This is a genomic window from Pseudomonas sp. LBUM1652, from assembly GCF_059716105.1.
In genome coordinates this window covers 3,849,594-3,868,234 of the sequence record NZ_CP166804.1, presented here as the reverse complement: position 1 = coordinate 3,868,234, position 18,641 = coordinate 3,849,594, and the positions used below count along the sequence as shown (strand labels likewise).

The window sequence follows — 18,641 nt, the reverse complement described above, 5'->3', positions numbered from 1 at the left end:
CTACAGGGGTCGCGTTTTGTGTGCACCGAGGATTTCCGGCAGCAGCACTGGCATACTGCCCGTCGCCTGAAGAATGGAATCTCTCGATGCTCGCTTTCACTCACCGTCATGCCCTGGCGCTGACCGTCCTCGCGTTTACCTCCGTTACCCACGCCAGCAGTTTTGATTGCGCCAGTGCCATCAGCAAGACTGAAAAAGCCATCTGTGGCAATCCGGATATTTCAGTCCTTGACGAGAAACTCGCAGAGCGTTGGCGCTCGACCCTGGCCAAAGTCCCCGATCCCAAAGCCCTAAAGACAGATCAACGGCAGTGGCTGAAAAGTCGCAACGCCTGTGGTGACTCGGCTGCCTGTCTACGCCGGGAGTATTTGATGCGTCTGTCCGAGCTCGAACACGCCACTCAGCCCTTCAGTTGGAATGCGACTTGGCAACTGATTCCGCCAAGTTCTTCGACATCGGCCACGGTGATGACTAAACGTATTGATGCCACGCACATCAACTTCGACATCACGGCGGGTGAAGGAGCCAACTCCGGTGATCTGGATGGAGTCGCCACACTCAATGGCAGTGAAGCCCTATATGAAGAAGGCGAGTGCAGGCTGAGTTTCACGCCCATCAATGGCGTGCTCGATATCTCGAACGTGAGTTCGGGTGGCGATTGCGGAGGTGGTATGGGCGTGTATTACACCGGCCGTTTTATTGCTTCGCAGCAACCGTTGGCACTGGATTACGACATGCTCAGCCTTGGCCTGGCACGAACGCCAGAGGAAAACCAGGCACTGCACACACTGCTCAAAGACGATTATCAGAGGCTGGTGGAAGTGTCCGGTTCTTTGATGACGGGCGAGCCTTCAACCGACGTGCCAGGTAGCGAGGTCGCGGAGATGTGGATGCGTGGTCTGGGCGGCACTGGCGTCGTGATGCGGGCAAGCGACGCGCGCTTCTGGGTATTGTTGGTGACTTACAATACAGGCCATGCGCGCCTGCGCTATTACACCAACGTGCGGCAATGGAAAAATGGTCTACCTGACGCATTGCAAGCCTGGAATGAGCGCATGAAAAACCAGCTCGAACTCCCCGTGGACTTCATGCCCTGAACTGCGACACAAATCACAAACAAACCCCCACTAATCTCTCCCATCTACCCGCCGGTGGTGGTCTAGGTGCGGTTTGCCGATCAGGCGAAAGCATCAAATGCTCAGGATCCACCGGGGCATATTCGACGGGCAGCGCTATGCTGGTTCGAGCATCGATGTGAAAGCAGGGTGTTGAAATGACTATTCATGTATCAAGAGCCAATGCCACGCATCTGGACGCGGTGGCAAAACTGTTCGACGCCTATCGCGGTTTCTATGAACAACCGTCGAACCTTGAGCAATCGCGAGCGTTCATTGCCGAGCGCATGGCCGGCAACGAATCAGCGATTTTTCTTGCTCAGGATGAGAGCAGCGAGGCGTTGGGTTTCGTCCAGTTGTACCCGACCTTTTCGTCCATCGACGCTCACCGCACCTGGCTGCTCAGCGATCTGTTCACTGTGCCGGCCGCCCGTGGACATGGTGTTGGCAGATTGCTGATGAACACTGCACGCGATTTCGCCGTGGAGACAGGCGCGAAAAGTCTGGTGCTGGAAACAGCAACGGATAACTTCACCGCACAAGGTTTGTACGAGTCACTGGGGTATGTGCGAGATACGGGTTACTACACCTATCTCCTCGATTTACGGCAGGGCTGAGCAAATATTTTTGTCATTTTCCCGAATTCGGTCTTTCCCCAGACGGTCACTGTCTCTAGAATCCGCCCGGCTTTCGACATGAAGGCTCATTGCCATCATTTGGCATTGTTCATATAGGGACGGACATCATGCAATTCGGGAAAATTCTGGCGCTGGGCCTGGTGCTCGCGCTGGGCGGTTGTGCCAGTTTCACCAAAGACGAAGTGGCGCCGGTGACATTGCCTTCGATGGCCAACTACGCCAACAAGCCAAACGTCTATGTCGATTTCGACTTCTATCAGGGCGAGCCGAAAAGTGCTTCCGCTGTGGAAGTACCGCAAGCGCGCGATCAACTGAAGCCACAGCTACAAAAAATACTCGCTGATTCCGGCCTGTTCGGCCGTGTCACCCTGGATGAATTCCAGAAGCAGCCGGGCGATTACAGCCTGCGCCTGAAGATGTACAACCATCCGCCGAACGCCGGCTCCATGGTGTTGGCGTTCATCAGTGGTTTCAGCATGGGGGTGATCCCGGCCTATGGCACCGATCAGTACACCCTGAGCCTGGAAAGCGTGGATGGACAAGGGCAGGCCCTGCCCACCGCAAGCAATCACGACGCGGTCGGTACCTGGATCGGCATCTGGTTTATCCCGCTGATGGCCAACACACCAAAAGAGGCGGTGAATGACACGTTCACCCGTCAGGTCAATGCGCTGCTCAAACAAATGGTTGATAACAAAAACCTGAAGTACTCGGCACTCGAAAGCCTTACTCCACGGGCCTGAAGCCAAAAAAAGAGCCGCGATTGCGGCTCTTTTTTTGTCTGTTACTTCAATGCCTGGATGAACTGCGGGTCGCTGTACAGATCCTTCAGCAGATCGCGCAACATCGGGTTGTAAGCGTTGACCGCGTTGGGGATCGCAATGAAACCGAAGAAGCTGCTGCTCCACTGGCTGCTGACATCCTTGGTCGCGTCGTACACGACATCGTTGCCATTAAGTAGGGTGAAACGCGCCGCCAGCTTGCCGGTACCCGTGCCCATTCCAGCGGTGAGTTCATTCTTCACCACCAGCACTTTCAGCTGACGCTGGGCTTGCGGATCGAGCAGGCCGGCCTTGCGCAATTCTTCGGTTATCGCGTCCTGAATGTGCGCCGGGATACTGCCGGACGGCGAACGGACAGGGTTGGCACGTACCACCAGCGAACCTTCACCGAATTCGGCGGTGACCTGAGGATTGCTGATCGCATGCAGTGGCGGAGTTTGCTTTAGCTTCTGGACGTTCTCAAAGCTCGGCTCGTAGCGGGTCATGGTCATGCCACAGCCTTGCAGCAACAGCGCCAACATCGGGATCAACAACAGCGACTTCTTCACGGCAGTTCCTTGCGTGGGAATAGAGGGGGGCGAATTATGGGCAGAGTGCCATCATTGATCAACCGTCTTTATTATCCCCGCCAATAACCTCTCCATCTGCGTCAATTCCCAAGTGCTCAGCAAACTCACCGGATCGGTGCCATAACGCTGCCACGTCTCAAGCGCACCCTCATGGCCATCGGGGCTGCGGGCGTATTCACAGTGATGCAACCGTTCACCCTCAAAATCCAGCAGTAGATGCCAGCCTTCGATATCCACTGCGACCAGCCCGGGCTCGGTGGATGTCTCGCAACGTTTGAATGCGAGCACGCCCAGTGCAGCCTCGCGCAAACGCTGGCAAACCTCACGGGCGGTCAGCAATGAAGACATGTTCGAACTCGATGAGTGCAGGAGCGCGCCAGCATAATGCGCGAGTCGATCGGTGTCAGCGATCACTGGCCCGATCCCGGACAATTCCGTAACATCCGCAGCCCTCTTTTTCCGCAAAACATTGCGGCCACACTCTTCGGCCGCTCAGTCAGGTACACCATGAAACCGATTCGTCTGCGCGCCGATGTCCTGGCCGGACTCACCACCTCGTTTGCCCTGTTGCCCGAATGCATTGCGTTTGCGCTGGTGGCCCACCTCAATCCGCTGATGGGCCTGTACGGCGCCTTCATCATTTGTACGCTGACCGCGCTGTTCGGTGGCCGGCCTGGGATGGTCTCCGGTGCGGCGGGTTCGATGGCGGTGGTGATCGTCGCGCTGGTGGTGCAACACGGTGTGCAATACCTGCTGGCGACCGTGTTGCTGGGCGGTTTGATCATGATGGCGTTCGGGTTGTTGCGTCTGGGCAAACTGGTGCGCATGGTGCCGCACCCGGTGATGCTCGGGTTCGTCAACGGTCTGGCGATTATTATTGCGCTGGCGCAACTGGAGCATTTCAAGAACGGTGAAGACTGGCTCAGCGGCACGCCGCTGTACCTGATGACCGGGCTGGTGCTGCTGACCATGGCCATCGTCTACATCCTGCCGCGCCTGACCCGCGCGGTGCCGCCGGCACTGGTGGCGATTCTTGGCGTGGGTCTGCTGGTCTACCTGTTCGGCCTGCCGACCCGCACCCTTGGCGACATGGCGCACATTGCCGGCGGCTTGCCGACTTTCGCCTTGCCGGACATTCCGTGGACGTTGGAAACCCTCGGCATCATCGCGCCTTACGCGATTCTGATGGCGCTGGTCGGTCTGCTGGAAACCCTGCTGACCCTCAACCTCACCGACGAAATCACCGAAACCCGTGGCTACCCTGATCGCGAGTGCGTGGCGCTCGGCGCGGCAAACATGGTCTGCGGCGCATTCGGCGGCATGGGCGGTTGCGCAATGATCGGCCAGACCGTGATCAACCTGAGTTCCGGCGGGCGCGGGCGTCTGTCCGGCGTGGTGGCTGGCGTGCTGATTCTGCTGTTCATCCTGTTTCTGTCACCGCTGATCGAGCGGATTCCGCTGGCGGCGCTGGTGGGTGTGATGTTTGTAGTGTCGCAACAGACCTTCGCCTGGGCCTCGTTGCGCGTGGTGAACAAAGTGCCGCTCAACGATGTGCTGGTGATCATCGCTGTGACCACCATCACCGTGTTCACCGATCTGGCCACCGCTGTGCTGTGCGGGATCATCATCGCTGCGTTGAATTTTGCCTGGCAACAGGCGCGTGAACTGTATGCCGATGAGCATCTGGAAGCCGACGGCAGCAAGCTCTATCGCCTGCACGGCACGTTGTTCTTCGCCTCGACCACGCCGTTTCTCAACCGGTTCGACCCGGCCAATGACCCGGCGCGGGTGACGTTGGATTGCCGGCATCTGAGCTTTGTCGATTATTCGGCGATTGCCGCGCTGAAAACCTTGCGTGAACGCTATGAGAAGGCTGGCAAGCATTTGCAGGTGTTTCATCTGTCGGAACGTTGCAAGAAGTTGTTAAAACGCGCGGGCGTTGATCACGATTAAACGCCTTTGCAGTAGCAACCTAATTCCTGTGGGAGCTGGCTTGCCAGCGATGAGGTTGGATCAGTCGACATCGATGTCGATTGACCTCCGCTATCGCTGGCAAGCCAGCTCCCACATTGGTTTTGTGTGTGGCCAGGTTTCAAATCGCCGGAAAGTCGATATCGGTCAGCGCCGCGTTGTTCAGGTAGTTGGTCAGCGACTGCACCGCCACCAGCGCTATCACCTCAATAATCTTCGTGTCATCGATCCCGGCAGCACGGGCGGCGGCGATCTGCTCGTCGCTCAAGTGGCCGCGGCTTTGGGTGATTTGCTGGGCAAGGGCGGCGTAGGCGTTGAGTTCGCCCTCACGTGCCGCGACGATGTCCTGCGCTGACAGCCCGGCCTTGCTTGCGAAGAACGTGTGGGCCGACAGGCAATAATCGCAACCGTTGACCTGCGACGTGGCGAGGTAAACCGCTTCTTTCTCCTTGGCGCTCAGCGACGTTTTGCCGAGTATCGTCGAGGCTTGCAGGTAGGTTTCAAGGGCGACCGGTGCCTTGGCCAGTGTGCTGAACACGTTCGGCAGGAAGCCGATTTTCTTCTTCACGCCTTCCAGCGCTGGGCGGGTGGCGTCGGTGGCGGATTCGAGGCTGATAGCGTTGATGCGGCTCATGGTGATTCTCCGAAAGACGGGCGCGAAGTGCGCCGGCGATGGAGTTGATGTTAATCAGCGCGTCTGGTGCTTTGGCTGCGGATCGTCGAGGATATGCGACAGATCGTCCAGATATTCGCTCGGGAGTCGCCCATGGATCGCCTTTCCACCTTGCTCAGCCATTTCGCTGTACATGCAGGCACTTTTCACAGCGGCGACTTTTGCGGCGTCAGCGTTCATGAGGGCGAGCAGAATGGTCATGTGCATCTGTTGCAAGCTGGCGAGTTGCTGCTCAAGCCGGGCAATCAGCGCGAGATCCGACTTGATGAGCCCGCACTGATTTTCTTCCCCAGACCCTTTGCCCATCGCATGGTGGCCGATGAGGCCATGAAGACGAAACTGGTCTGCGCATCGCTGACGTTTGATGGCGGTTCGGGCAATGCTCTGGCGGCGGCGCTGCCGGATTATCTGGTGCTCAAACTCAGCGAAATCCCGGAATTGAACAGCACGCTGGAATGGCTGTTCAAGGAAGCTTTCGAAGGTCATTGCGGGCGCGTGGCGGTGATGGATCGGCTGTTCGAATTGCTGGTGATTCTGCTGTTGCGTCACCTCATCAGCCGTCGTGATCAACAACCGGGAATGATGGCCGGGCTGGCCGATCCACGCCTGTCTCGCGCCTTGAATCTGATGCATGAACAACCGGCGAAAGCGTGGAGCGTGGCCGATCTGGCGACAGTGGCCAACCTTTCACGTGCCGGATTTGCCGAACAGTTTCGTCGCGTCGTCGGCCAGCCCCCGGCGGATTATCTGCTGAGCTGGCGGGTCAGCCTCGCGCAAAAACGCCTGCGCGAGGGCAAGCCGATTGCGCTGATCGCCGAAGAAGTCGGTTACGAAAGCCCTTCGGCGCTGGCCCGGGCATTTCGGCGCAAGACCGGGCTCAGTCCTCGGGAGTGGAAGGCAGGAGCCTGAGTTTTATTTGGCGAATTTCTTCGCTCCCGCCACACACAGAATTACCCCCAGCGTTACCGCGAGCATGCCGACGCTGACCTGTTCATGCAGCAACGTCGCCGCCAGTGCCAGGCCGAAAAACGGTTGCAGCAACTGCAGTTGCCCAACCGCCGCGATCCCGCCCTGCGCCAGCCCGCGATACCAGAACACAAACCCGATGAGCATGCTGAACAGCGACACATAAGCCAGGCACAGCCATGCCGACAGGCTGATGTGGCTGAACGAGGCGGGCGCCAGCCACAGGCTGAGCAGCGCCATCAGCGGCAGCGACAACACCAGCGCCCAGCAGATCACCTGCCAGCCACCAAGAGTGCGCGACAGTTTTGCGCCTTCGGCATAACCGAGGCCGCAGGCCACAATCGCCGCGAGCATCAGCAAGTCGCCGGTGGGCGAAGCGGTCAGCCCCTGCGACAAGGCGAACCCAACCACCAAAGCGCTACCCAGCACCGAAAAAAACCAGAACACCGCTCGCGGACGTTCACCGCCACGCAACACGCCAAAAATCGCCGTCGCCAGTGGCAGCAATCCTACAAACACAATCGAATGTGCCGACGTCACGTGTTGCAGCGCCAACGCCGTCAGCAATGGAAAACCCAGCACCACACCCATCGCGACGATGAACAACGACAGCCACTGGCCGCGCGCCGGACGCCGCTCACGAAACAGCCCTAACAGAATCACTGCCAACACCCCAGCGATGGCCGCGCGCGCAACGGTGAGAAACACCGGGTCGAACTCCAGCACCGCCAAGCGCGTGGCCGGCAGCGAGCCGCTGAAGATCACCACACCGATAAAGCCGTTGATCCAGCCGCTGGTTTTTTCGAGAGCCGGGTTTGTCAGGTTTGATGTCCGTTCCATACGAGGTCACGCTCAAAGGTGGGGTTGCGTTGCCGCCATCCTGCGGCCGAAAATCAGCACAATCAAAAAATTGTCATGGATACATACCGACATGCCTCGCTCCCGCTATAAGACCCTCGTTGATGCCTATGCGGCGGGCATTCGCTCTGGACGCCTGGCCCCCGGCACGCGACTGCCGACTCATCGAGAACTGGCAGCAAGGGAAGGGCTGGCGCTGGTCACCGCCTCGCGGGTGTACGCCGAGCTGGAGGCGATGGGCCTGGTCAGCGGCGAAACCGGGCGCGGCACGTTTGTGCGGGAAACCTCGTTGTCGCCAGGGCAGGGCATTGATCAGAAGGACGTGGCGGTCGGCATGATCGATCTCAATTTCAACTACCCGTCATTGCCCGGTCAGGCTGATCTATTGCGTACGGCGTTGCGGCAATTGGCGTTGTCCGGGGACCTGGAATCGCTGCTGCGTTATCAGCCCCACGCCGGCCGCCAGCATGAACGCGCTTCGGTCGCGCGTCATTTGCTGAGCCGCGGCGTTAGCGTCGAGGCCGAGCAAGTGCTCATCGTCAACGGCGCCCAGCAAGGGCTGGCGGTTGCGTTGATGGCGCTGCTCAAACCGGGTGATGTGATTGCGGCGGATGCGCTGACCTATTCCGGGTTCAAAGTGCTGGCCGAAGCGCTGCATCTGGAAGTGGTGGCGATCCCGATCAACGAGCAAGGGCCTGATCTGGCGGCGTTGGACAAACTCTGCTGCAGCCGCTCGGTGCGCGCCGTGTACAGCATGCCGACTCTGCACAATCCGCTGGGCTGGGTCATGCCTCTTGAGCAGCGCGAGCAACTGGTCTCGATTGCCCGTCGGCATGATCTGACGATTATCGAGGATGCGGCCTACGCCTTTCTGGTGGAAAACCCACCGCGAACGTTGGTCGACCTGGCGCCGGAGCGCACGGTTTACGTGTCGGGACTTTCCAAGAATATCGCCACTGGTCTGCGCGTCGGTTTCATCGCGGCGCCTGCGCCCATGGTGCCTGCGCTGGAGCGCATCATCCGCGCCACCACCTGGAACACTCCCGGAATAATGACGGCGATTGCTTGCGGTTGGCTCGATGATGGCACCGTCACTCAGCTTGAGGAGCAAAAACGTAATGATGCGCGAGCCCGTCAGACAATGGCCGCCGAATTGCTCCACGGATTGCCCTGCATCACTCACCCGTCCTCGTACTTTTTGTGGCTGCCGCTGCCGGAAGACGTACGCGCCGATCAGATTGTCGTGGAGTTGATGCAGCAACAGATTTCAGTCACCACCGCCGAACCGTTTTCGGTGGCGACGCACGTACCGCATGCGATTCGGCTGGCGCTGGGGTCGGTGGACATGGAGGTATTGCGCCAGGCCTTGATCACCGTCAGAAAGGTTGTCGGCGCTTACCTGTAAAAACAAAGTGCTACTCTTGCGCCGCCCGATTCCTGCCGTTCCGGAACCCTAAATGAAAAACACCGCTTCACTGTCCCTCGCCCTGATCCTCACTACTGGCCTGGTCAGCACCGCCGTGAACGCCGCAGGTGACCCTGAGGCTGGCGCAAAAATCTTTCCGCGTCTGTGTGGCGGCTGCCATCAAGTCGGCGAGTCCGCGCGTCCGGGGTTCGGCCCGCAACTCAACGGCATCATCGGTCGGCCAGCCGGGATCTCGGCGAACTACGTGTATTCCGATGCGATGAAGAATTCAGGAGTGACGTGGGATCACGAAACGCTGAAGGCTTACCTGAAAGATCCAAAAGGCGTGGTGCCGGGCACGCGGATGATTTTCTGGGGGCTGAGTGATGAGGAGAAACTCGAAAATCTGTTGGCGTATCTGCAAACGTTCCCGCAATAACAACCCGCTCGATCCCCTGCGGCAGCGCCTACAGGGCAATTGGGTTCATGGCCTGCTCGGCAAACCAGCGCATCACCAGTGTGCATTGCGGGTGCGATGCCGCCGAAGGCTGCGGACAAAACGAATAAATCCCGCCAGTTCTTAACGGCTCACCAAACGGCACCACCAACACCCCACGCTCAAGCGACTCCGCCGCCAGCGTCATGTCCGTCACCGCCACGCCCAATCCCCGCGCCGCCGCATCCAGCGCCAACTCATCGAGGTTGAACGGGATGTGCCGGTAATCCTCCAGCGGTTTGCCGTCATTCGCGGCCAGCCATTCGATCCATGCCTGGCGATCCGCCGAACGATGCAGCAAGGCAAAACGCAGCAACTCCTCTACCGAGCGCGGCGCGTTTGCCAGGTTGGGTGAACACACTGGCACCAGCGTTTCTTCGAACAGCGTCAGGCAGTCCGGGTCGGTCGACGGCTGCGGCAGATAAAGAATGTAGGCGTCACTGTCATTGCCCGGTTCGACGACTTCGGTGGCGACGGTTTCAATCGCCAGCGACACCTCGGGATGGCTCAGATAAAAGTCGCTGAGTTTCGGCAGCAGCCAACGCACCGCCAGTGACACATGCATGCGGATGCGGAATGGGCGCTTTTGGGGGGCGAGGCGTTCTTCAAGGGTTTTCAATTGATCAAGGATGCTGCGGGCGCTGGCCAGCACTTGTTCGCCTTCCGGGGTCAGGTGCAGGTTGCGGCTGGTGCGGATGAACAGAGCGACATTGAAGTGGCTTTCCAGTTGTTGGATCTGTCGGCTCACCGCGCTTTGGGTCAGGCATAGCTTTTGCGCGGCGGTGGTGAAGCTGCCGCAACCGGCGACTTCCACGAGCGCCTGCATGGCTTGCAGTGAGGGAACGTGGCGAATTTTATCCATGCGTTTTCAGAATGGCTCGATGATTTTATAGCGTTGGTCGGTCAAACGAAGACCTTATAGATTCTAGCTCTAGCGGCAGATTTCTCCATCGGCGCATGCGATTCACGCATGAACGCCAGGCAGAAGCAAGGCGCAGAACGACAGTCGAATGAGGTGGTGCATGGAAAACGTATGTGGCTGGATCGCGCAGGCTGGCAGCTCGCCGGAGCGCGGTCGCCTGAGTGGTGCGCAAAAAGCCGACTGGCTGATCATCGGCGCCGGGATCACCGGCCTCAGTGCCGCGCATACCCTCGCCGAAATGCATCCTCAGGCGCGCATTGTGGTGGTTGATCGGCAGCGGGCAGCTCAAGGTGCTTCGGCGCGCAATTCGGGTTTTGTCGTGGCCCATGAACATCCTGCACAAAGCGAGTTGATCGGCGCTCAGGGTTTCGCCGGGTTTGAAGTCGACACAATGATTTCCCGTGCGGCCAGCGAAGAAGTGCGCCAGCGGATCGCTCGTCATGCGATCGACTGCGATTTTCGCGACAGCGGCTACTACTTCGCCGTTAACGACCGGGCCAAGCTCGACCATGTCGATGCCAAATTGGCGACGCTGCGCGCCCTCGGCGCCCGCGCAGAGTTTGTGCAAGGCGCGGCCCTTGCGCAGAAACTTGGCACTCGCCACTACGAAGCGGCGATCTGGTGCGGCCACGGCAACGCATTGCTGCAACCGGCCAAATATGTGAAAGGTTTGCTCAACGCATTGCCGGACACCATCACGGTTTACGAAAACACGGACATCACCGGTATCGAGCGCCTGAGCCAGGGACGGCTGCGCGCCCATACGATGGATGGCAGCATCGAAGCCAAACAGATTCTGGTCTGCCTGAACGCGTTCATTCCCCGGGTCGGCATTGCCGACAGTGCGACGTTCCCGATGGAACTCAGCGCCAGTCTCACGCGGCCGCTCAGCGATCAGGAATTTCAGGCCATCGGCGCGGTGGAGCCTTGGGGTGTGTTGTCGACCCGGCCCCTCGGCGCCACGGTGCGGCTGACTCCGGATCGCCGGGTGATGATCCGCAACACCGCCGAATACCGCACTCGCGATCTTTCCAACAGCGAACTCGCGCTACGCCGTCAGCACCATGTTCGCGGACTGCAACGGCGTTTTCCGTTCCTCGGCGAGCAAGACATTCAGTACACCTGGACCGGCCATTTGAGCGCGAGCCGCAGCGGCCAGGCGTATTTCGACCGGGTCGAAGAGGGCGTGTTTGCCGTGGCGGGCTGCAATGGTTCCGGCGTGGCGCGCGGGACGTTGTGGGGCCGGTTGTTGGCGGAGCTGGCCTCGGGCGTCGATTCGCCATTGCTGCAATCGGTGATGCAGCGGGCCGAGCCCGGTTGGCTACCGCCGCGACCCTTCTTCGATATCGGTGCCATGCTTCGCATGCGCGTGGAGGCGGTCAGGGCCAGAACAGAAATCTGAAATTTCCGCATATCGCACAAGAACAAAAGCCACTCAACACAGGTGATAGAACATGCGCATCCATCCACTTTCTCTGACGGTCTTACTCGCGGCTACGTCGGCATCCGCTTATGCCGAAGAAACCATCAACATCTCCAACTGGAATAGCTACATCGCCCCGGACACGTTGGCCAACTTCACCCAGGCCACCGGCATCAAGACCACTTACGACATCCATGACAGTAACGAAGTGCTGGAGTCGAAGTTGATGACCGGCAATACCGGTTATGACGTGGTCAGTCCGTCGAACCACTTTCTCTCGCGCCTGATCAAGGCCGGAGCGATCCAGAAACTGGACAAGGCGCAGCTGCCGAACTGGAAAAACCTCGATCCGTTGTTGATGCAGAAACTTGAAGTCAACGACCCCGGCAATCAATACGGCTATCCCTACATGTGGGGCACCGCCGGCATTGGTTACAACGTCGAGAAGATCAAGGCGATTTTCGGCAACACTGATATCACCCGCTCGTGGAAGATGTTGTTCGATGAAGAGAACATCAAGAAGCTCAGTCAGTGTGGTGTGGCATTCATTGATAACCCGACCCAAGTGCTGCCGATCACCCTCAACTATCTGGGCCTGCCACCGCACAGCCACGAACCGGACGATTACAAAAAGGCTGAGCAGGCCTTACTGAAAATCCGTCCGTACATTCAGTACTTTCACGCTTCGAAATACATCAGCGATCTGGCCAACGGCAACGTCTGCGCGGTGATCGGCTTCAACGGCGATATCGTCCAGGCTGCGGCGAGTGCCAAAGAAGCGAAGAACGGCATCGATATCGCTTACTCGATCCCGGACGAAGGCACGACGTTGTGGTTCGACATGATGGTCATGCCAAAAAGCGCGCCCCATGAGAAGAACGGCTACGCCTACATGAACTACCTGCTCGAACCCAAGGTAATCGCCAACATCAGCAACAGCATCCACTACGCCAACCCTAACGCGGCGGCCAGTGAGTTCCTTAACCCGGACGTGAAGGGCGATTCGGCGATTTATCCGCCGAAAGCGGTGATGGAAAAGTTGTTCACCGTGGAAGAACTGCCGGCGAAGATTGCGCGGCTGACGACGCGGTTGTGGACCAAACTCAAAACCAACACCTGACGGTCCCTGAGCTGCCGAAGGCTCTGGCCGCGATCGGACGATCTTTTGACTTTGTTTTTTTAAATCAAGATCAAAACATCGTCCGATCGCGGCCCGAGCCTTCGACAGCTCCTACAGGGGGGGGCGGCGCTGCACGTTAAACGCTGCTAGCCACCTGATTACGACCCGCAGCTTTCGCCTGATACAGCTGCTGATCGGCACGTTTGATCAGTGCTGTCTGGTTGTTGTCCGCCGGATCCGCCAGGCCGACGCCGATGCTCACCGTCACCTGACCGATGGCAAGGAAGTTCGCATCGGCAACCGCTGAGCGAATCTTCTCGGCGACCACTTCCGGGGTATCCGGTTGGGCGATTTCCGGCAGCAGTACGGCGAACTCTTCACCGCCGTAGCGCGCCACGAAGTCGGTGGTGCGCAGGTTGGTTTGAATCAACTGCGCCAACTGTTGCAGTACATCATCACCCACCGCGTGACCGTGAGTGTCATTGATGCGTTTGAAGTGGTCGGCGTCGATCAGCAGCAGGGCAAAAGGGCGCCCCGTGCGCCGGGACAGCAGGCTGTATTCTGTGAGTTTTTCGTCGAAGCGACGGCGGTTGTAGACGCCGGTCAAGGCATCGTGAGTCGCCAGACTCAACAGTTCTGCGTTCGCCTGCATGAGCGCGGCGGTGCGTTGTGCCACAGTGGCCTCAAGCGAAGCATTGGCTTCTTGCAGTTCGCGTTCCTTGCCGAGCAGCGATTGCGTCATCGCATCAATCGACTGGCCGAGCTGAGCAATTTCCCGCACCGGATGCTGTAGCGGGAAGTGAGCGCCGGGCTGATTGTTCTGAACCTGCCTGGCCGAGCGGACGAGTTGTTCGATCGGACGGCTCAGGTACAGCGCCAGGTAATACCCCACCAAGGCGAATACCACCGCTGCGAACACGCCCAGGAACAGCAATTTGTAGAGCAGCAGGCGCGCCGGTTGCAGCGCGGTTTCCAGTGGCTGACGGACGGCAATCGACCACGATAGCGCGGTGCCCGATGGCGTTGGTACGGTCACCATGCTGGTCAGATAGCCGTTACCCACTGACCAGCCCGGCAACGCCGAATCACCAGCCGCCAGTTGCTGGCCCATCATTGCTTCCGGGTACAGCACCTTGCCGTCGTGATCGATGATCAGTGCCTCGATATCCGGCGAGGAGTTTTTATGTGAAAACGCTGCCGATTCGACAATGCGTGTCACCCAACTCCAGTGCGCGTGTGCGCCCAGCACACCGATCGCCTGACCTTCGGCGTCATGAATCGGTGCGGCAAAATCGATGAAACGCAACGGCTCGCCATTGGGCGTACCCGGCAACAACTTGGCCAGCAGCACGGCTTCATGGGGATCGCCGGTGTATTCGCCGCGCAATCCGGACTGAAATCAGGGGCGCGCTTGTACAGATTGACCAACCAGCAAACCATTCACCGCTTGATGCACCTGGCCTTTGGCATCGGTCACCCCCATCCACGCATACTCGTTGCGGGCCTGGGTGCGCAGTTGCATCGACTTCAGTATCGCCGGGTTATCCAGATCGCCACGCTCCAGATGTGGCGCCCGGCTGAGCATATAAACCTCAAGCTGCCGTTCACGTAACTGCTCGCCCAGTAGCGTCGCCGCCGACCGTGCGGTATTCAACAGCGCATTGCCGCTGGCCTGTTTCATCTGTTCGGTGGCGATATGCCCGACATAGAAGCCCACGCTCAATAGCGTCAGCAGGGACAAACCGGCGAACCACAGGGTCAGGTGGCTGCGCAGACTGGCTTTGAGCATGGGCGATGTCTGTCTTTATTTGAGTGGCGCCATGGTATGCGACATTGTCGATGGGCTGCCAGCGACGTAGTTCATGAAACGCGTCGAAACTGCGGGCGCAAAAAAGCCCGGCTGATCAGGCCGGGCTTTTCTGGGGGACTGCGGTAGAGCTATTGATTCATGCGACGCGGCGTTCGATCAGACGATCGGAGCCACCTTCGGCAACGCGGCGTTCGATCAGACGATCAGAGCCACCTTCGGCAACACGGCGTTCTTGCAGACGATCAGAGCCACCTTCGGCAACACGGCGTTCTTGCAGACGATCAGAGCCACCTTCAGCAACGCGGCGTTCGATCAGACGATCAGAGCCACCTTCGGCAACACGGCGTTCGATCAGACGATCCGAACCGCCCTCAGCCACACGACTTTCAATCAACCGATCCGAGCCGCCTTCAGCGACCATGGTGTGAGTCGGGGTTGCGGCAAAAGCGTTAACTGCGAAAACCGAGAAAGCGATGCTGAGAAGGGTTTGGCGTTTCATGATCGTGTGCTCCGGGGTGTTGTTGGTTGGTATGGAGCCGATCTTACGCCGCGGATTTTTTATGAGAACTTCATTGACGTGATGGTGACTATCGACGCCAGCAATGTTTGCCCGAACGCCGGATTACGGGGCCGTCGCGCGAACGCAAAGCTCACCGGTGGCGCGGGTCAAGGCCAGCTCATGCAACGCATCGTGGGTCAGACCCGTGCGCGCCTTCGCCAGCCAGACCGGGCAATTCGGGTCATGGCGATAAGGCAAGAAGTCGGCGTATTGCGCAAGCAACCGGGTTTGCAGCTCATCCAGACGCGGGCGGATCTGCTTGCCCAGATCAGGACGCTGCGTGTCGGGTGCGGCGCCCGCCGCTTGCCACTGCGCGAGCAAACCGTATTGCACCAGTTTGTTGGCCTCCATTTGCGCGGCGATCAATTGCGCTACATCTTCCGGGTCGAGCTTGCGCTCGGCGGCCAGCGTGCGGGCATTGGCGATGACTTGCGCCTCGCGGGGGCTGTCCTGGATCGGCTTGCCGCTGTCCCATTTGGTCAACGCGACGTGATCGCCGATGTTCAGGCGTTCGTTCAGTGTTTCCAGCAGCGGTTTCAGCGCCTCAGGTGCTGGAGGAGGCGAGGCGGCTTGAGCGGTGCAGGCGAACAAAGCAAGAAGGGTGCTGGTCAGTAGTTTTCGAGAGTGGGGCATGAACAGAGCCTCAATGGCTGAGATTGTAATGGGCTGTTGTTTACCACAGCTACGAACGGTCACCTACAGAACCATGGCCGTCACTCAGACGATGAACGCAACAATCAACACCCACCTGAAATGTTAATTGCACCCTGTCCCCAACTCACCGAAGCTATCCTTCATAAGCCCTCCCGCCGTCGAGATGGACCTCTATTCAATGCAAACCCCCAGCGTCAGCAAACCCCTCTGGCACACCTACCTGCTGTTCCTGGCGCCTATGGTGCTGTCCAACTTTCTGCAATCGATGTCGGGCACGGTCAACAGCATCTACATCGGCCAGATGCTTGGCACCCAGGCGCTGGCGGCGGTATCGGGGATGTTTCCCGTGGTGTTCTTTTTCATCGCCCTGGTGATTGGCCTCGGCGCGGGTGCAGGGGTGTTGATCGGTCAGGCGTGGGGCGCGCGCGAGCCGCACTTGGTCAAGGCGATTGCCGGGGCGACGCTGTTGCTGGGGGTATTGATCGGCTTGGCGGCGGCGGTATTGGGCAGTGTGTTCGCGCGACAGGCGTTGACGGGGTTGGGGACGCCGGCGGATGTTCTGGACGATGCGGTGGCCTATGCCCATGTGATGATGTGGATTCTGCCGTCGCTGCTGGTGTTTGTATTGTTCACGCAACTACTGCGCGGAGTGAGTGACACGCTGTCGCCGTTGCTGGCGCTGGTGGTGTCGACGTGCGTCGGGCTGGCACTGACGCCGGCACTGATTCGCGGCTGGTTCGGCCTGCCGCAACTGGGGATTCAGAGTGCGGCGTATGCGGGGCTCGCGGGTAACCTGGCGGCGATGGCGTGGCTTTCGTGGCGGCTGATTCGCAAGGGCCATCCGCTGGCGCCGGACCGGGAGTTTTTTGCGGCGCTGCGCTTCGACGGCGCGATTCTTGGCAAAGTGCTGCGCATCGGCCTGCCGACCGGCGTGCAGATGATTGTCTTGTCACTTTCAGAGCTGGTGATTCTGGCCCTGGTCAACCAGCACGGCTCGCAAGCGACAGCGGCGTATGGCGCGGTGACGCAGATCGTCAACTATGTGCAGTTCCCGGCGCTGTCGATTGCGATCACCGCTTCTATCCTCGGGGCGCAGGCCATCGGGGCAGGGAGGCTGGAACGGATGGGGCCGATTCTGCGCACCGGTCTGTTGATCAATGTGTGCCTCACTGGAGGCCTGATCGTGCTGGGCTATCTGTTGTCGCACTGGTTGCTCGGCCTGTTCCTGACCGAAGAATCGACCCGGGCGATGGCCGAGCATCTACTGCACATCATGTTGTGGAGTCTGTTGGTGTTCGGCTTCCAGGCGATCATCGGCGGGATCATGCGCGCCAGCGGCACGGTGTTGGTGCCGGTGGTGATTGCGATCATTTGTGTAGTCGGGGTGCAGTTGCCGGCTGCGTATTGGCTGGATGGCCAGTATGGTTTGCAGGGTGTGTGGATGGCGTTTCCGGTGGCGTATCTAGGGATGCTGGTGTTGCAGACCCTGTATTACAAACTGGTCTGGCAGCATCAGAAGATCGAGCGGTTGGTTTGATCCATGCGGGAGCAGAAAACTCTGTTTTCGCGGAGCAAAGCGTCGTAGGTTACGCAGCACAAATATAAGAACGTTCGAGGTTGTAGGTGGGAGCTTTTCGACTGCTGTTGGCCGTTCTGGTCGCCGTGTCTCATATGGGCAAGACCATCGCTGGGCTTAATCCCGGGGTGGTCGCCGTCATTTCTTTCCTGATCATCAGCGGTTTTGTGATGACTTCGCTGATTGAGCGCAATTACCACACGCCAGAGAAAATCAGCCTGTTTTATCTGGATAGAGCGCTCAGACTGTATCCCCAGTTCCTGTTGTATTTCGGCATGTCCTGCGCGGTCATTTACTGGCTCTTGCCCGGAACCGGGCAGGCGGCTGAACTGACGTTCTCGCGGATCGCCAGCAGTCTTGCCATCGTGCCACTGGGTTTCTATATGTTCGGAGTTGCCAGCACATGGATTCTGCCTCCAGCGTGGTCGTTGGGATTGGAGGTTTGTTTCTACCTGCTGATTCCGTTTCTGCTCATCTTCAGGCTGCGAGGCGTTGCGTTCGTCTTATCTGTCAGCGTTTTTCTAGTGGCGTGCCTCGGCTACATCGACACCGATATCTACGGCTATCGACTGTTGCCGGGCGCACTGTTCATGTTTCTCTGCGGTAGTTATTTGTATGGCGCGCGGGCCAGGGGCATGGTCATCGCTGCCAGCACCGCTGGGGTGGCCGCCCTGATATTCGTGGCCATCATGGCGGGAGTGATCGAGCGCCGACCCAACAACGCAGAGGTGACTCTGGGGATAGCGTTGGGTGTCCCGGCCGTTTACATGTTGAGCAGGCTCAAGTCCCGCTGGATGGACGAGTTTCTCGGCAACATCAGCTACGGCGTGTTTCTCAACCACTTTGTGGTGATGTACGCCCTGTATGCTCTCTGGCCGGCTGATTACGACGCTCAAAGGGTTATTACGGTGTTGATGCTGTCGTTGCTGTTGAGCTGCGTTTCGTATTACTACGTCGAGCGCCCGGTGCTGGCGCTTCGTCACCGGCTGCGACGCGGTGTCAGGTATGGCGCGACGTCCTCGCACGGCGGCGAGGTGGCGTAACCGCCGGTTGTTTGCTTAAGTCAACCAAGTCCCTCGACGGCAGCGCTGCCCGGAGAAATTC

18 protein-coding genes and 1 pseudogene are annotated in these 18,641 nt (G+C 59.0%); 11 read left to right on the top strand and 8 right to left on the bottom strand.

All coding sequences use genetic code 11. From position 1 onward, the window contains the following. Positions 1 to 86: 86 nt before the first annotated feature. From ACA069_RS17435 to ACA069_RS17425, 3 genes are all read left to right on the top strand, one after another. Entirely contained in the window at positions 87 to 1,097 is a 1,011-nt protein-coding gene (locus ACA069_RS17435; protein WP_497614592.1) for a lysozyme inhibitor LprI family protein, read from the top strand. 176 nt (positions 1,098 to 1,273) lie between these two features. After that, positions 1,274 to 1,732, top strand: coding sequence for a GNAT family N-acetyltransferase (locus tag ACA069_RS17430; RefSeq protein WP_497614590.1), 459 nt, complete (start codon positions 1,274 to 1,276; stop codon positions 1,730 to 1,732). A gap of 128 nt (positions 1,733 to 1,860) precedes the next feature. After that, positions 1,861 to 2,496: a hypothetical protein gene (locus ACA069_RS17425; RefSeq protein WP_497614588.1), complete on the top strand. Its 636-nt coding sequence runs from the start codon at positions 1,861 to 1,863 to the stop codon at positions 2,494 to 2,496. Between the two features lie 41 nt (positions 2,497 to 2,537). Here ACA069_RS17425 and ACA069_RS17420 read toward each other — a convergent pair whose 3' ends face one another. Together ACA069_RS17420 and ACA069_RS17415 are read right to left on the bottom strand one after the other, a co-directional pair. Continuing rightward, complete coding sequence (locus tag ACA069_RS17420) at positions 2,538 to 3,083, bottom strand: hypothetical protein (RefSeq protein ID WP_401267514.1); 546 nt, start codon at positions 3,081 to 3,083, stop codon at positions 2,538 to 2,540. A gap of 51 nt (positions 3,084 to 3,134) precedes the next feature. Next, positions 3,135 to 3,452, bottom strand: a complete 318-nt coding sequence (locus ACA069_RS17415) for a DUF7693 family protein (protein WP_497614586.1) — start codon at positions 3,450 to 3,452, stop codon at positions 3,135 to 3,137. Positions 3,453 to 3,611: 159 nt separating this feature from the next. On the opposite strand from ACA069_RS17415, the gene ACA069_RS17410 reads away from it, so the two are divergent. Further along, positions 3,612 to 5,057, top strand: coding sequence for a SulP family inorganic anion transporter (locus ACA069_RS17410; protein WP_401267519.1), 1,446 nt, complete (start codon positions 3,612 to 3,614; stop codon positions 5,055 to 5,057). Between the two features lie 139 nt (positions 5,058 to 5,196). On the opposite strand, the gene ACA069_RS17405 is transcribed toward ACA069_RS17410, so the two are convergent. Beyond that, complete coding sequence (locus tag ACA069_RS17405) at positions 5,197 to 5,709, bottom strand: carboxymuconolactone decarboxylase family protein (protein ID WP_497614584.1); 513 nt, start codon at positions 5,707 to 5,709, stop codon at positions 5,197 to 5,199. A 132-nt stretch (positions 5,710 to 5,841) separates the two neighbouring features. On the opposite strand from ACA069_RS17405, the gene ACA069_RS17400 reads away from it, so the two are divergent. Next, entirely contained in the window at positions 5,842 to 6,657 is an 816-nt protein-coding gene (locus tag ACA069_RS17400; RefSeq protein WP_497614582.1) for an AraC family transcriptional regulator, read from the top strand. Between the two features lie 3 nt (positions 6,658 to 6,660). On the opposite strand, the gene ACA069_RS17395 is transcribed toward ACA069_RS17400, so the two are convergent. Further along, positions 6,661 to 7,554, bottom strand: coding sequence for a DMT family transporter (locus ACA069_RS17395; RefSeq protein ID WP_497614580.1), 894 nt, complete (start codon positions 7,552 to 7,554; stop codon positions 6,661 to 6,663). 91 nt (positions 7,555 to 7,645) lie between these two features. Here ACA069_RS17395 and ACA069_RS17390 point away from each other — a divergent pair, with 91 nt between their 5' ends. Together ACA069_RS17390 and ACA069_RS17385 are read left to right on the top strand one after the other, a co-directional pair. After that, positions 7,646 to 8,977, top strand: a complete 1,332-nt coding sequence (locus ACA069_RS17390) for an aminotransferase-like domain-containing protein (protein WP_497614578.1) — start codon at positions 7,646 to 7,648, stop codon at positions 8,975 to 8,977. A 52-nt stretch (positions 8,978 to 9,029) separates the two neighbouring features. Further along, on the top strand, positions 9,030 to 9,416 hold the full coding sequence (locus ACA069_RS17385; RefSeq protein WP_489880227.1) for a c-type cytochrome: 387 nt from the start codon (positions 9,030 to 9,032) through the stop codon (positions 9,414 to 9,416). A gap of 28 nt (positions 9,417 to 9,444) precedes the next feature. Here the strand turns inward: ACA069_RS17385 and ACA069_RS17380 are convergent, their stop codons facing one another. Then, positions 9,445 to 10,335: a LysR substrate-binding domain-containing protein gene (locus ACA069_RS17380; RefSeq protein WP_497614576.1), complete on the bottom strand. Its 891-nt coding sequence runs from the start codon at positions 10,333 to 10,335 to the stop codon at positions 9,445 to 9,447. 160 nt (positions 10,336 to 10,495) lie between these two features. Between ACA069_RS17380 and ACA069_RS17375 the strand changes: the two genes are divergently transcribed. Further along, positions 10,496 to 11,797 carry an NAD(P)/FAD-dependent oxidoreductase gene (locus ACA069_RS17375; protein WP_401267534.1) on the top strand — a complete coding sequence of 434 codons (1,302 nt, stop codon included), beginning with the start codon at positions 10,496 to 10,498 and terminating at the stop codon, positions 11,795 to 11,797. A 52-nt stretch (positions 11,798 to 11,849) separates the two neighbouring features. Then, positions 11,850 to 12,938, top strand: coding sequence for a polyamine ABC transporter substrate-binding protein (locus ACA069_RS17370; protein WP_497614574.1), 1,089 nt, complete (start codon positions 11,850 to 11,852; stop codon positions 12,936 to 12,938). Between the two features lie 136 nt (positions 12,939 to 13,074). Here the strand turns inward: ACA069_RS17370 and ACA069_RS17365 are convergent. The 3 genes and pseudogenes from ACA069_RS17365 to ACA069_RS17355 all read right to left on the bottom strand — a co-directional run bounded on the left by ACA069_RS17365 (position 13,075) and on the right by ACA069_RS17355 (position 15,940). Next, positions 13,075 to 14,727, bottom strand: a pseudogene (locus tag ACA069_RS17365) (sensor domain-containing diguanylate cyclase). Between the two features lie 157 nt (positions 14,728 to 14,884). After that, complete coding sequence (locus tag ACA069_RS17360) at positions 14,885 to 15,247, bottom strand: hypothetical protein (protein ID WP_497614572.1); 363 nt, start codon at positions 15,245 to 15,247, stop codon at positions 14,885 to 14,887. Between the two features lie 123 nt (positions 15,248 to 15,370). Continuing rightward, positions 15,371 to 15,940: a chorismate mutase gene (locus tag ACA069_RS17355; RefSeq protein ID WP_497614570.1), complete on the bottom strand. Its 570-nt coding sequence runs from the start codon at positions 15,938 to 15,940 to the stop codon at positions 15,371 to 15,373. Positions 15,941 to 16,139: 199 nt separating this feature from the next. Here ACA069_RS17355 and ACA069_RS17350 point away from each other — a divergent pair, with 199 nt between their 5' ends. Continuing rightward, positions 16,140 to 17,498, top strand: coding sequence for an MATE family efflux transporter (locus tag ACA069_RS17350; RefSeq protein WP_489881016.1), 1,359 nt, complete (start codon positions 16,140 to 16,142; stop codon positions 17,496 to 17,498). Positions 17,499 to 17,584: 86 nt separating this feature from the next. Further along, positions 17,585 to 18,580 (top strand): acyltransferase family protein, encoded by a 996-nt coding sequence (locus ACA069_RS17345; RefSeq protein ID WP_489881015.1) that lies wholly within the window; start codon positions 17,585 to 17,587, stop codon positions 18,578 to 18,580. Positions 18,581 to 18,641 lie beyond the last annotated feature (61 nt).